The following is a 13091-nucleotide window of genomic DNA, read 5'->3' on the forward strand; positions in this document are numbered from 1 at the left end:
GCTGAGCAACAGCGCCAGGAATATCGGCGCGTTAGGCCGTCGCCTCATGAGAACTCCTTGCAGATTCACAGGTTGCGGCCTGCATAGTAAGTCGAACACGGCGGTCTGCCCGTACTCGAATTGCACCGTGGTCGTGCTCGGGCAATCGTCGCCGGAGTATGCGGTTTTCATCAGCCAGTCGTCGCCGCTGTAGGTGTAGGTGGTGGGGTTGTCGTCGTTGCCTTGAGAAGCCGGAGGGCTCGCAGCAGCACATACTTCGATCATCGATTCCTGCGGTGCTCGCGATCAGCGGCGCGGGCACGTGCCTGTTCCAGCAGTCGTTCTACCTCGTCCGCGGTGGCTGGGCCTGGGTTGACCACGCTTGCCCAGCCCTGCACCGCGTAGGCGGGGTGGGGCATCAGATGGTCGGTCTGCGCGAAGTCGAGTTTGTCGCTGTGCCCGGCGAACTCCTCCGGTCCGTAGCCGAACAGGTTGCGGAACTCGGCGCGCCCCACCGCGATGTTGAGCCGGTATCGACCGGGCTCGGACAGCCGGGATCGTTCGTCGAAACCGGGGACGTCGTGCCCGACGATCGTGGCGAACGGACGCATCCGGTCCGCGCCGGCGAAGAAGAACCGGTCACCCCAGGTGTAGGAAGGCATCTCGGAGCCCGGTTCGATCCGGGTCTCGGTCACTCCAGGACGGCTGGCGATCCCGGCTGCGTCGGCCGCGCCGGGCTCGGAGCCGATGTGCAGGATCGCGTCGCAGGTCTCGATCGTGGCCGCGTCCAGCGGGAAGTACCCGAGCAAGTCCGTCACGCGTGCGCGCAGGTCGCTGCAGGCGGGCGGCGCGAAGATACCGGTATGCGGACCGAGGCGTTCCTCGTAGGTGCCGGCTTCCGGCTGGCCGAGGCCGACCGGCCCACTCGCCCCGAGGCTTCCGGCCACGTACAGGTATTTGTCGCCGAGCAGTGGCGACACGATGGAGCCGGCGCCATTCCACTGTGCCGCGAGGTCCTGACCTTCCCAGTGGGTGTCCCACCGGCTCGGATGCCGCTGCAGGTGGGCGTTGTTGGCGGAAACCAGGACCGGTCCGCGGTCGCGTTCCACGGCGAGGATGTCGAGCAGATTCTGCGCCATCAACGCGTCCCGCACCGCGAGCAGACGGCCGATCCGCTGGGACTGGGTGCCCGGCTCGGCCATCGCGGCGTGGTAGGTGAGCAGGCCGATCGTCGTGGTGGCGAGCACTCTGGCTCGGTTCCAAGCCTCGGCTGAGGTGTCGCCGATGAAGCGGGGTGCGTCGACATACAGATGGGATCGCAGGTCCTCGGCGAGGCCGCGTAGCGCGGCGGCCTCGGGAGAGCGGCCCGGTGAACGTGACGCGTCGTACATGATTTCCGGGGCGGTCCAGCGGTCATCCTCGCCGACCAGGCGGTCCAGCTCGGTCGTCGCTGCGCCGAGGTATTCGCACAGCTCACGCAGCAGCGGGCCGGGGCTGGGCGCGCCGCTGATCTCGGTCGGGGCGTCGAAGCCATGGAAGGTGACGCGATCTGTCGGTGGCACGTTCTCGTTGTGTTCGCGTAGCCAGTCGACCAGTTCGCGGGTGGCTGGGTGAGCGCCCCAGCCGTGACTGATACCAGTGCGCAGATCCACCTCGTCACGGCGGCCCTGGACATAGTCGTTGACGACGAGGGCGGCGGCCCGGTCCGACTCGATCGCGATCGACCGGAAGCCGTGCCCGGCGAGTGTGGCGAGGATTCGGTTACGCAGGCGAGGGAATGCCGGCTCGCCGTGGTAGGGCTCACCGATGGCGAGTAGGTGCGGCCGACGGGAGACAAGGGGCAGCAACTCGGTGTCGAAAGCCATGACTTAAACCGTATCGTTGAACCTCCGGTTTAAACTTGACCTCGATTCTCGACGGAGAACTCGACTTGAAGCCTCAAACCATGAGTTACCGGCCGGTGGATCTGGGCCGGGTAGTCGGGCTGTCCGCGCAGGCGATCCGCAACTACGAGCAGGCCGGGATGATCCCGCCCGCCGCCCGCACGGCGAGCGGCTACCGGGTCTACACCGATGACCACGTAGGCGCGCTGGCCGCTTACGTGGCGCTCATCGCGGGATACGGCTACCGTGCCGCCGGTAAGATCATGAAATCTGTGCTCGGCGGCGATCTCCCGACGGCGCTGGCCGTGCTCGACACCGCTCACGTACAGCTTCACCATGACCGGGAGACCGTAGAGCGAGTTGCCTCAGCGGTCGTCCCGCTCGCCTCTGGCCCACCGACCATGCTGGCTTCCGATGGGCCCATCTCGATCGGGATCCTCGCCCATCGGCTCGGTGTCACCCCGGCCACCCTGCGCAAATGGGAACGAGCCGGCATCCTGGCCCCAGCCCGGTCACGGACCGCGCGCGCCTACTACGCCGACGACGTACGCGACGCTGAACTCGCCCATCTGCTGCGCCGAGGCGGCTACCCGCTGCAATACATCGCGACCGTGATCGAGCAAGTCCACGCTGCCGGCGGCCCAGGCCCCCTGGCAGCGTCGATCGACCAGTGGCGCGAGCGGATCACGGCCCGCGGCCGGGCGATGCTCACCGGCTCGGCCCGCCTCGCGGACTACCTGTCCTCCTCGATCTGACGCACAACAATGCGTGAAGCCACCAGCCCACCAGGCTGATGGCGCCGAGCCGCGTTGCGCACGATCAGCTCGGTCAACGGCATCTCCGCCTTCGGCAACGTGGAGTACGCCGCAGCAAAGGCCGGCCAGATCACGATGTCTCAGAACTACGCCGCCCGGTACGGTCCGCTCGGTGTGCGCTTCAACGTCGTCGCCCCCGGCACCGTCCGGACACCGAATTGGGACTCCCAGCCGGGCACATTGGAGAAGCTCACAACGATGTACCCCCTCGGCCGCGTCGGCGAGCCGGAAGACATCGCCGCGGCGGTCGCCTTCCTCGGCTCCGGCGACGCCGCGTGGATCACCGGCCACACCCTGCCTGTCGAGGGTGGCGTGCTGACCGGCCCCGACCCTGCCAGCCTGACACCGCCGGACACCCTCCATCCCCGGTGCCGGGACGAACGCTGCGCCTGACGGCAGGCAGCGGCCGACCGTACGCGACAGCGACAGCGCCGACGGAGCGGGTTGGTTCCGGGCGACCAGCCCGACGGGGGCCGCGCCCGTTCGACGGCTTCCGCGAACTGCAATGAACCTTTCAACCTGGCATCGAGCCCGTCGGGGGTGCGCCGTCGACCAGCGGCGGCATCCGCCGGCCTCGCCACGTTGAGAGGATCAATCATGCGAACCATGCCATGGCCTGTCCGTGGCCGCGGGTCCAGGCGAGTGGCACGTCGTCGAGCGCGAGCACGTTGTGCGATGCCTGGTCCGGCGCGGGTGGTAGATCCCTGAAGGGCACGACGTGGGGGGCTTCGACGGAGATCCGGTGGCCGGGCAGGGTGCGCGCCAGGTCAGCGAATGCCCGACGGCGGTCGGCCGGCACTTGGTAGAGCACTGAGGTGTGGTAGATGACGAGCGTTGCGCCGGCGGGCGCCTGAGCGGCCAGGCCGGGTAGATCATCCACAAGGTCGCCGCGGACCAGCATGGGTGGGTCCTGAGCGGCGATGGCGATTGCCGCGCGGAGTCGTTCTCGGCGGTGGTGGTGCTCCGGCCAGATCAGCGCCTCCAGCCAGGCGACGTCGGCCGGGTCGGTCACCTGCAGCGGGTTCAGGTCCAGGCCGGCTCGCCACACTATTTCGGGCAGATTTGTCGGTGGCTCCGCTCCGGTAAGAGAACAGTCAAGAGTTGGTTCGCCCGATCCAAGCTCGTCAGTGCCGTATCGGTAGCTGTAGCGATCGGGGTAGAGGCACAATCCGGCCGACGCGCCGACCTCCAGTAACGCCAGGGGCTGCGGCAGGGCCGCCAGCACGGGCAGCAGCAACGCGCAGCGGCCCGGCTCGTTGGTCTGAGTTGCCCGGGTACGCAGATGTGCCTCGATCGCCGGCCAATGGGAGATCGAGAAGTCATGAAAGGCGGACGCATCGTCCACCGGACCACCGAGTAGACGGACCACGCCCAGGAGTAGGTTGGGCTGCCGCTGCGGCGGGGGAACCGTTTCCAGAAGCGCAAGAACCCTGGCGTCCTCGGAGATCGCCTGCGTGAGCCGCTCGTAGGTGGGTGAGACGCCCCGGGCCTCGCGCGCCGCGAACTCGGCGTAAACCGATGCGATCGTCATCGGGCGATGATCGCATCACCGACGCCAAAACCTGGCCTCGGGCATGCGAGGGTCATCGCCTTCCGCACACCGACATGGTCTCATGGCGGAATCACCGGACGCTGAGCAGACGACCGCGGTTCGCCGCGTTCCAGCGTCGGCGAAACCCGTCGTCGACCCTGAGGAGATCTCGTGACCGAGACGACGCCCAGCGACAGCCCGATGGGCTGGATAGCTGATCACACTCATCGATATCTTGACAGCGGAGGCGCCGATGGACACACGTGGTATGGCATCGACGGCTCGTTCGCTCAGGGTGCGCCGACGCTGCTGTTGACGACGCGGGGTCGTCGCACCGGGAAGCTGCGCCGCACGCCTCTGATCTACGGGCGGGACGGGGACGACTTCATTGTCGTCGCCTCGAAGGCCGGCTTTCCCGAGCACCCGATGTGGTATCTGAACCTGATCGCCCACCCTGAGGTCGAGTTGCAGGTCGGGGCTGAGCGGTTCCCGGCGAAGGCGCCCGCGCTGAACTGGGCCCGTGCACGACGGCGGAGAACGCCGCACCGTCACGCTCAGCGGACGGACACCCACCGGCTCCTGCGCCTACGATCCCCGGATGGATCATCCCGACCGAGTGGCCCGGCACATCGCCCGCAATCTGCTGGGCGAAGCGAGCACTCCGGAGCCGTTGGCCGCCGGGGCCTGGTCCACGGCGTACGCCCTGACCGTCGCCGGACGGGCGATGGTGTTGCGAGTCAGCCGGTACGGCGAGGACTTCGCCAAGGACGAGACCGTCGCCACGGTCGCGCGGTCGGTGCTGCCGGTGCCAGCGGTCGCCGCGCGCGGCGAGACCAGCGGATGGGCGTACGCCCTGTCGGAGCGGTTGACCGGCACGCCGCTCGATGATCTCGACCCGGGCGCCCTCGCCGCCGTCATCCCCGATCTGTTCGAGGTCATGGACGCCATCAGCCGGATCGAGATCCCCGGCCACGGCTACGGTGTCTGGGACGCGTCTCGGACGGCGCCCTACCGATCGTGGCCGCAGTACCTGCTCGCGGTCGAACACGAGGAGCCGCGAACACCGGGCTGGCGGGCGGCTCTGGCCGCGTCCGACATCGGCTTGGAGCCGTTCGAACGGGGGCTGGCCACGCTGCGCCGGCTCGCACCGGAGCTGCCGGACAAGCACCGCATGGTCCACGCCGACCTGCTGAACCGCAACGTGCTGGTCGAGGGCGACCGGGTCTCGGGCGTCCTGGACTGGGGCAGCGCACGATTCGGCGATCCGCTCTACGACGCCGCCTGGTTGTGGTACTGCTGGGGCTGGTATCCGCAGTGGTCGTCGATCGACATCGAGGCGGCGATCGGACGCCGATGGAACCCGGACCCGGCGGCGTTACGCGCATACCGCCTGCACATCGGCCTGGGCTCGATCGGCTACTGCGCCACCCGCGGGCGCTGGGACGACGTGGCCCTCAACGCCGAGTGGCTGCTCGCGCTCGCGTGATCTCGCCTCACGCACGGCGCTGACCAACGGTGCGGCAAGTGAGCGTGGCCGCTCACTCCGACTGCACCACCGTGAAGGGCGGCCGCACGCCCTCGGTGAGCTCGGCCGCCGCCTCCAGCGCCAGCACTGCACGTTGCCGACTGCCGGCGGGCGACTTGGCCGTGGAGTGCAGCGACCCCAGGGCAACCAGGTAACCCGACCCTACCGCGGCGTAACCGGAGACCGTGTGCCCGATCTGATAATCGGCCCCGACGATGTAGAGGCGACCGTGGATGCCGACAAGGAACTGTCCACCCTGTTCCTGACCGTCCTCGGTCCTGGCATAGCCTCCCGCGGACAGACACCCGCGGACGGCATCAATGAACGCGGTCGCCATGAACCGGTCGACGTCCCAGGTGTCGGGCTCGCGAACGCTCAAGGAGTAGCGCAGGAGCTGACCCATCCGGTAGCTGGTCGTGAAGCCCATCAGATAAGGCCCCACCTGAAACACCTTGGAATCCGATCGCACCGCGACGTGCCACCCGTCGCTGCCCGCAGAGTCTCCACCGATGGTGACGGTCCGCCCATCCGTAATCCCGACGATGCACGTCATGCAGCCACTTTCCATGGCCGGCGGGCTCATGCCAACCGTCGGGGTGGTGACAGTGGTGGCAGGGCCCACCGGCCAGGGTTCGGCACGGCTGCGGCGATGGCGGCACGCGAACATCGCGGCCCGTCTGCAACTCCGGCGTGTCGCGATGGGATGCTGGGCGCGTGGAGACATCGGACGAGGTCGTCGGCGAAGCGCTGTTGTTGGTTGCCGTTGTCGAGATGGCACACGGGCACGCCGAAGCAGGCCGGCGCTACGAGGATGCGGTGCTGGCACTGCTCGATCGGCACGGCGGGTCGGTGGAGCGGCGGCTGCGCACTGACGACTCGGCCACCGAAGTCCACCTCATCCGGTTCGGGTCGCGAGCGGGCTATGACTCCTTCATGGTCGACCCCGATCGGCTTGCCCACCGGGAGAAGCTCGGCGATGCGGCGCCGACCACGCGGGTCATCGAGGTGCGCGAAGCCTGATCACACCGTGCGGTCACGCTGGGCGACGCCTTGCGGCCCGTACGGGTATTCGCCGACCGCCGGGGTGCTCGCCTCGGTGAGCAGCTCGGTTTCCTTCTCCGACAGGTGCAGTCCGGCGGCGCCGAGGTTGTCGTCGAGTTGGTCGAGCGTACGCGCGCCGAGAATGACCGAGGTGACCGCCGGACGGTCGGCGAGCCAGGCGAGCGACACCTGCGACATCGACATGCCGCGGTCCTCCGCGACTTGGCGGACGGCGTCGAGGATGCGCCAGGTGCGGGTGTCGGAGTTGCGCGGACCGTACGCCTCCATGCCACGGCCCGGGTCCTCGCCCAGGCGGGTGGCGCCGGTGGGTTCGCTGTCACGCGTGTACTTGCCGGTGAGCCAGCCGCCGCCCAGCGGTGACCAGGGCAGGATGCCGATGTTCTCATTGCGGCACACGTCGACGATTTCGAACTCGATTTCCCGTACCAGCAGGTTGTATTGCGGTTGCAGGGTGACGATCGGGGCGATTCCACGAAGCTGGGTGATCAGCGCCGCCTTCTGCAACTGCCAGCCGAGGAAGTTGCTGACCCCGGCGTACCGGATCTTGCCAGCGCGCACGGCATCGTCGAAGAACGCGAGCGTCTCCTCGATCGGGGTGAGCGGGTCCCAGGCGTGTGCCTGGTAGAGGTCGATCGTCTCGACGCCGAGGCGGTGCAGGCTCGCGTCGAGCGCACGCGACAGGTTCACCCGCGTCAGTCCGGCCGAGTTCGGATCGTCGCCCATCGGAAAGCGGCCCTTGGTGGCGATGATCAGCCGATCACGTACGCCGTGCCGGGCCGCGAGCCAACGGCCGATGACCTCCTCGGATGTTCCCCGCGAGTACACGTTGGCGGTGTCGATGAAGTTGCCGCCCGCCTCGACAAAGCGGTCGAGCTGGGCGTGTGACACCTCCTCGGTGCTCTCCTTGCCGAACGTCATCGTGCCCAGGCACAGCGTCGATACGACCGTGCCGGTGCCGCCCAGGGTGCGGTACTCCATGTGCCAGCTCCTTACGCCGCGATCGATTCCATCATCCCCTGGACGACGGCGGTTAACCCTCTCGCCTGGCGGGCAGAAGCTGCAGACGGTTGAGATCCGCGGGCTTGACCAGGCATTCGCCGGTCTCGATGCGACTGATCTTGCATCGCGACGCGGCGATGATGGCAGCGGCTCGGCGAGGGCTTTGATCCGCCGATGTGGATTTTGCCCGGCCTGCCTACCATCGGCTGCATCGAGGGATGAGCCTGGGGGCCGTGGTGCGACGATCCGATCTGCTGCTCGCCTGTCTGCTCATCCCGGCGATGGCCGCGCTGGTGGCCGCCCTGATGCCGGTCAACGACGGGCTCTACCACTTCGCGGTCTACGACGACCCGCAGACACCCGACGAACTGCGCGAGAGGTGGGCCACCACCTGGAGCTACCGATACACCTCGGGCGTCCTCTGTGGACATTTTGTGTCCCTGACGGCCGGGCTGGCGCTGGGATGTCGCCGGCGCTGGCATGCGCTGCCCGCGGCGGCGGGACTCGCGCTGGCGCTCGCCCTGGTCGCGGTCGCGGTGGCGATCCCGGCCGCCCGGCTGGCGGCGCCGGACCCACCCCCGCCGCCGGTTCGCCTGCTGGTGGTCGAGGCTGTCGCGTACCCGCTGTGGGCCGCCGTGGGGGTCGGCATCGGAACGCTGCTCGCCGTCGCCCGGAGGACGACCCGCCTGGCGCTCGGCGCGGCGATCATCGTCGCGACACCGCTGTGGTGGATTTTCGCGTACGCCGGGCTGGCACAGCACGGCGTGCCGAAAATCCCCGAGTGGATGCTGTGGCCGTTCCCGTCGCTGGCCGCCGGCGCGGCGCTCTCGCCGAGCGGGCTGGTGACGGGAGACGCCTCCCGCCCGCCCGACCTGGGCGGAGCCTGGGGGTACTGGGCGGCGGTCGCGCTGTGCGGAAGCCTTCTGACGTACGCCCTGCTCATGTACCAGATCACCCGCCGCGCGCAACGCCGCCGCGGCAGCCCGGCGGAACTCCCGGACGAGTAGGCGCGGGAGCGAGTACTAGAACCATCGTCGTATAGGCGGGACGGACCCCGCTTTCCTACCGTCAGTGCCGAGACGACAAAGGGAGGAAAGATGATCGGTTCGTTCCCTCGGCTGGCGACGGTCGCCGCGGCCGTGACACTCGGCGCGGCCGGCGCCGTGGTCGTTGCCACGCCGGCCGCGGCAAGCCTGTGCCACGGGTCCAGTTGCACCGGCAGGTGGCCGGAGGCCACCGGTTGTGATGAGGACGCCGTCACCGCCAAGTCGGCCTGGACCCCGGCACGGCGCATCGAGCTGCGGTACAGCCGCACCTGCCGGGCGGTGTGGGCCAGGACGACAAACGGGCGACCGGGCGACCGGATCCGCGTGGTCAACACGCAGTCGATCGCGCAGTCCAAGGTTCTTGCGGCCGGACAGACCTATGCCTGGACAAAGATGGTCAACGACGCCAACATCTTCGCAAGGGCCTGCCTGACGCAAAACCCGTCCGGGCTTCGGGGTTGCACCGACTGGTACTGACGACGGGCCGGTTCTGAGGCGGGTGCCCGGTGGCGGTGCCCGCCTTCCTGCGCGTCCGGTCGGGCACGGGATCCGGTGTTGGTACGCCGGTCAGTAGCGGAACTGGCCGAGCAGGCCCGCGATTTCGGCGGCCGCCGAGCTCACCCGTTCGGCGGACTGCCGGGTGGTGTTCGCCCCGGCAGCGGTCGACTCGGCCGACGTGCTGATGTGTGAGACGGTGCCGCTGATCTCGCCGGCCGCGGTGGACACGTCGCCCACGTTGCGGGCCAGTTCGCTCGTGGTCGCCGACTGTTCCTCGACGGCCGCCGCGATGGTCCGCTGCCCGTCATCGATCTGGGTGATCACCGATGTGATGGTGGCGATCGCCCCGGCCGTACGCGCGGTCATCTCCTGCATGGCGGAAATCTTCGCGGTGATGTCACTCGTCGCCTTCGCCGTCTCCTGCGCCAGGTCCTTCACCTCACCCGCGACCACGGCGAAACCCTTGCCGGCGTCACCCGCGCGGGCCGCCTCGATTGTCGCGTTGAGGGCCAGCAGGTTGGTCTGCTCGGCGATCGTGGTGATCAGCTTGACGATCGCACCGACCTCGTCGGCGGCCGCGTTGAGCGTGTCCACCGACGAGGCGGTCTCCGTGGCGCTGTCGTTGGCCTGGGCGGTGGTGACGGCGGCTTCGGTGGTCTGCCGGGCGATCTCCCGGATGGAGGCGGACAACTGCTCGGTGGCCGCCGTCATGTCCGACACCGCCGCGGAGACTTGCTGGGCTGTGCTGCCCGCGCTGCGGGCCCGCCCGGAAGTCTGCTCGGCGCTGGCGTCGAGTTCGCCGGAGAGGCGGCGCAGGTCGCCGCTGGCGGAGGTCAGCTCTTCTGCGCTGGACGCGGTGGCCGTCACCGTGGCTCGCAGGGCAGACACCGCCTCGTTGAGCGCCTCGGCCATGTCGCTGAACTCGTCGGCGGAGTGCGTGTCCGCCGAGACGGTGAGGTCGCGGGCCGCCACCTTCCGTAGCGCGGCCAGCATGTGTTGCAGCGGCCGACGGATGGCGCGGGCCGTGACGACTGCCGAGAGCAGTCCCATGAGCAGTGCGGCCGCCGTGCCTGCCGCGATGAACCCGATGGCCCGGTCGGCCTCTGCGGCACCCCGGTCGGCGGCGGCGCCGACCTCGGCAAGCATCGCGTCATCGATCGCGCCGAGGGTTTCCTCTAGCTGGCCGAAGCGGTCCAGGAAGGCGCCGAGTTGCGACTCCGCGACGTCGCGGTCGGTGGCGCTCACGATCGAGCGGGCCGCTTCGACATAGGCGGCGACCTGGGGTCGCGCCTCGACGTAGGCGTTGGCGAGTGAGGCCGGCGCCCCGGCGGCGGCCTCGGTCAGCTTGTCGACCATGACCTGGCCGTGCTCCTCGACTGCGGACACCTCCAGCTTTTCGCGCTGGGCGTCCGAGGTGGCGTAGAGCGAGGCCATCACGTCCGCCCGCAGGGCGTCGTGCATCATGTCGGCGTTCCACTGGCTGCTCATCGCCGCGCTGGTCCGATCCATCTCACGCTCGGCCTCGGCCTGCCGGGTCGTCCCGGAGTATCCGGCGACGGCGACCAATGCCACCGCCGCGACACAGGCCCCGGCCATCATCATCAGCCGGGCACCGATGGTGATCCGAAATTTGGGTGCTCGCTCAGTTCCCACACCAGTGGGATCGGCACGCTCCCCGGGACGGCTTAGGCGTGTTTCGCAATCCCGGTCGAACCGGGGCGGCTCCAGGCCGCCCAAGCCCGGCGAAACACGACCCAGGCCGCTCTCGCCGGTCCACGACGACATTCACCAGCTACGATGGCCGCGGTGATACGGCTGGCCATGTCACAAGCGAGAAGGCCACGCCCGGTGATCTGGTCACGGGTGGCGCGGTGACGTGGGCGGGCAACGCCGTCTTGCGCGCGCTGACGACTGGCCGGCGCCGCACGGCACGTCGCTGGTACGCGTGGGATGCGGTGCTGGCCGGCGCCCTGGTGATCCTGGCCCTTCCGCGGGTCTGGGTCACCTATCCCGGCGCCGAAACCGTGCATTGGTCCGGCTCCTGGGCGGCGATCATCCTCGTGCTGCTGCAGACCTCGCCGATCGCCATGCGCCGGCTGTTTCCGTTGCCCGTCCTGGTCGTGACCGGCGCCGCGGTGCTCGCCTACCAGCTCGTGCCCGATCAACCAGAGCCCGACTATCTGTCCGTCTGCGTCGCCAGTTACACCGTGGCCGCCGAGGTACGCCCGGGGCTGAGCCGATGGTTTCTCGGCGCGACGGTGGTGCTCGTGCCCGCCGCCCTCGCCCAGGATCTGACCTCCCTGGGCATCTTCCGGGCCGTCGCGCTCCTCGCCCTGGTGTGGGCGCTGGGGCTGGACCGCCGACGCAGCATCCGCGACCGGGCCGAAGCCGCCGACCAGATGGCCCGGCAGGCGGCCCGGGAACAGGCGCTGCGGTCGGCCCGCCGCTCCCTGGCCCAGCGGGAGGGCCTGGCCCGCGTCCTGCACGACGGCTTGGCCCGGTCGCTGACCGCGATGTCGGTGCACGGTGAGGCGCTCAAGGTCGCCACGGGACGGGCCGCGCGGCAGCAGCTCGACAACATGTTGCGCGCGGGGCGGGAGGCGCTGACCGTACTGCAGGCCACGGTGACCGCGTTCGACCAGGGCGTGCCGTCCGCGGCTCCGCTGAGCTGGCCCGAGCTCATCGCCGGATTTCGCGATCATGGACTGGCGATCGACGTCGCCCCGCCGTTGCTCCACGTCCCCCTCGATGACCAGCATGGTCGCTGCCTCTATCGCGTCGTCCACGAAGCGCTCACCAACGCGTTGCGGTACGCCGGACCGGGCACCGCGGTGCGGATCGATGTCGAACTCACCGGCGAAGCCACGCGTGTCACCGTCGACAACACCGCCGGCGACGCGACCGAGCACCGGCGCAGCGGCGGCGGCTTCGGGCTGCCCAGCATCGAACGTGACGTCGCGGCGATCGGCGGCGAGCTGGAGTTCGGGGCGACCGGCGACGGCTGGCGAGTCTCGGTGCGGCTGCCCGCGACGGCTCCGGACCGGACCCAGCCTCCCCGGCTGCGGCCCGTGCCGGTCGTCATCGTGGACGACGAGAGCATGGTCCGGGAGGGCATCCGGCTGCTGCTGCAGGTGCATCCGGACATCGAGGTGGTGGCCGACTTCGCGGACGGAGCCGGGCTGCTGAAGTTCCTCTCCACCGATCGTGCGCCGCAGGAGACGGTGGTCCTCCTCGACCTGGTCATGCCGGGCCAGTCCGGGGAGGAAGTCCTCGCCCGTTTGCGGGCGGAACGCTTCGCCACCCGCGTACGGGTGCTGATCCTGACCGCGTGGGAGGACGAGGACGCGGTACGCCGGGCACTGACCGGCGGCGCGTACGGCTACCTGCCGAAGGCCAGCACCGCGGCGCAGTTGGCGACCGCCGTACGGGCGGTGGCGGACGGCCTGGTGGCGCTGGTGCCGGGCGTGCGCAGCGGGCCGGGCACCGCGGACCGGCGCCCGCTGGGGCGGCTGACGGCGCGGGAAGAGGATGTTCTCCGGCTGCTGGGGACGGGCAGCTCCAATCGGGAGATCGCGCGGCGGCTCGGGCTGTCCGAGCGCACCGTCAAAATCCATGTCTCCGCGGTGTTCGGCAAGCTCGGTGTGCGGAGCCGCACCCAGGCGGCGTTGCTGGCCGAGTCCTATTTGGCGGATGCGCGACCGGGCGGAGGGCCGTCGTCCGCGGACGCGTAGCGCCGTGGAACGCCGCGGCGCT

Annotated in this window: 13 protein-coding genes and 1 pseudogene; 8 read left to right on the plus strand and 6 right to left on the minus strand. The window is 69.5% G+C overall.

Translation table 11 applies throughout. The annotated features are described in order from the left end of the window. Together IEY73_RS33820 and IEY73_RS27670 are read right to left on the minus strand one after the other, a co-directional pair. The coding region (locus IEY73_RS33820; protein ID WP_229716209.1) for a hypothetical protein at positions 1-264 on the minus strand (264 nt) is incomplete at its 3' end. Continuing rightward, positions 261-1844: a DUF6194 family protein gene (locus tag IEY73_RS27670; RefSeq protein WP_189082268.1), complete on the minus strand. Its 1584-nt coding sequence runs from the start codon at positions 1842-1844 to the stop codon at positions 261-263. The genes IEY73_RS27670 and IEY73_RS33820, both read right to left, overlap by 4 nt. Positions 1845-1924: 80 nt before the next feature. On the opposite strand from IEY73_RS27670, the gene IEY73_RS27675 reads away from it, so the two are divergent. Together IEY73_RS27675 and IEY73_RS27680 are read left to right on the plus strand one after the other, a co-directional pair. Next, on the plus strand, positions 1925-2617 hold the full coding sequence (locus IEY73_RS27675) for a TioE family transcriptional regulator (RefSeq protein ID WP_189082269.1): 693 nt from the start codon (positions 1925-1927) through the stop codon (positions 2615-2617). Between the two features lie 54 nt (positions 2618-2671). After that, positions 2672-3070: an SDR family NAD(P)-dependent oxidoreductase gene (locus IEY73_RS27680; protein ID WP_229716210.1), complete on the plus strand. Its 399-nt coding sequence runs from the start codon at positions 2672-2674 to the stop codon at positions 3068-3070. Between the two features lie 202 nt (positions 3071-3272). On the opposite strand, the gene IEY73_RS27685 is transcribed toward IEY73_RS27680, so the two are convergent. Beyond that, a complete protein-coding gene (locus IEY73_RS27685; protein WP_189082270.1) occupies positions 3273-4208 on the minus strand; it encodes a DUF2332 domain-containing protein in 936 nt (311 codons plus the stop codon). Positions 4209-4409: 201 nt separating this feature from the next. Here IEY73_RS27685 and IEY73_RS27690 point away from each other — a divergent pair. Together IEY73_RS27690 and IEY73_RS27695 are read left to right on the plus strand one after the other, a co-directional pair. Then, a pseudogene (locus IEY73_RS27690) lies at positions 4410-4733 on the plus strand (nitroreductase family deazaflavin-dependent oxidoreductase); the annotation flags it as partial. A gap of 73 nt (positions 4734-4806) precedes the next feature. After that, positions 4807-5694, plus strand: a complete 888-nt coding sequence (locus tag IEY73_RS27695) for a phosphotransferase family protein (RefSeq protein WP_189082271.1) — start codon at positions 4807-4809, stop codon at positions 5692-5694. A gap of 52 nt (positions 5695-5746) precedes the next feature. On the opposite strand, the gene IEY73_RS27700 is transcribed toward IEY73_RS27695, so the two are convergent. After that, positions 5747-6286, minus strand: coding sequence for a hypothetical protein (locus tag IEY73_RS27700; protein WP_189082272.1), 540 nt, complete (start codon positions 6284-6286; stop codon positions 5747-5749). A 161-nt stretch (positions 6287-6447) separates the two neighbouring features. Here IEY73_RS27700 and IEY73_RS27705 point away from each other — a divergent pair, with 161 nt between their 5' ends. After that, positions 6448-6753 (plus strand): hypothetical protein, encoded by a 306-nt coding sequence (locus IEY73_RS27705; RefSeq protein ID WP_229716211.1) that lies wholly within the window; start codon positions 6448-6450, stop codon positions 6751-6753. On the opposite strand, the gene IEY73_RS27710 is transcribed toward IEY73_RS27705, so the two are convergent. Continuing rightward, positions 6754-7773 (minus strand): aldo/keto reductase, encoded by a 1020-nt coding sequence (locus tag IEY73_RS27710; protein ID WP_189082273.1) that lies wholly within the window; start codon positions 7771-7773, stop codon positions 6754-6756. Between the two features lie 254 nt (positions 7774-8027). Here IEY73_RS27710 and IEY73_RS27715 point away from each other — a divergent pair, with 254 nt between their 5' ends. Next, positions 8028-8801, plus strand: coding sequence for a hypothetical protein (locus tag IEY73_RS27715; protein WP_189082274.1), 774 nt, complete (start codon positions 8028-8030; stop codon positions 8799-8801). A 90-nt stretch (positions 8802-8891) separates the two neighbouring features. Further along, positions 8892-9317, plus strand: a complete 426-nt coding sequence (locus tag IEY73_RS27720) for a DUF2690 domain-containing protein (RefSeq protein ID WP_189082275.1) — start codon at positions 8892-8894, stop codon at positions 9315-9317. 90 nt (positions 9318-9407) lie between these two features. On the opposite strand, the gene IEY73_RS27725 is transcribed toward IEY73_RS27720, so the two are convergent. Then, positions 9408-10991, minus strand: a complete 1584-nt coding sequence (locus tag IEY73_RS27725) for a methyl-accepting chemotaxis protein (RefSeq protein ID WP_229716212.1) — start codon at positions 10989-10991, stop codon at positions 9408-9410. Between the two features lie 218 nt (positions 10992-11209). Here IEY73_RS27725 and IEY73_RS33825 point away from each other — a divergent pair, with 218 nt between their 5' ends. Beyond that, positions 11210-13069, plus strand: coding sequence for a helix-turn-helix transcriptional regulator (locus tag IEY73_RS33825; protein WP_229716213.1), 1860 nt, complete (start codon positions 11210-11212; stop codon positions 13067-13069). Positions 13070-13091: the final 22 nt, after the last annotated feature.

The sequence above is a fragment of the Mangrovihabitans endophyticus genome (assembly GCF_014646155.1).
Lineage (GTDB): Bacteria > Actinomycetota > Actinomycetes > Mycobacteriales > Micromonosporaceae > Actinoplanes > Actinoplanes endophyticus.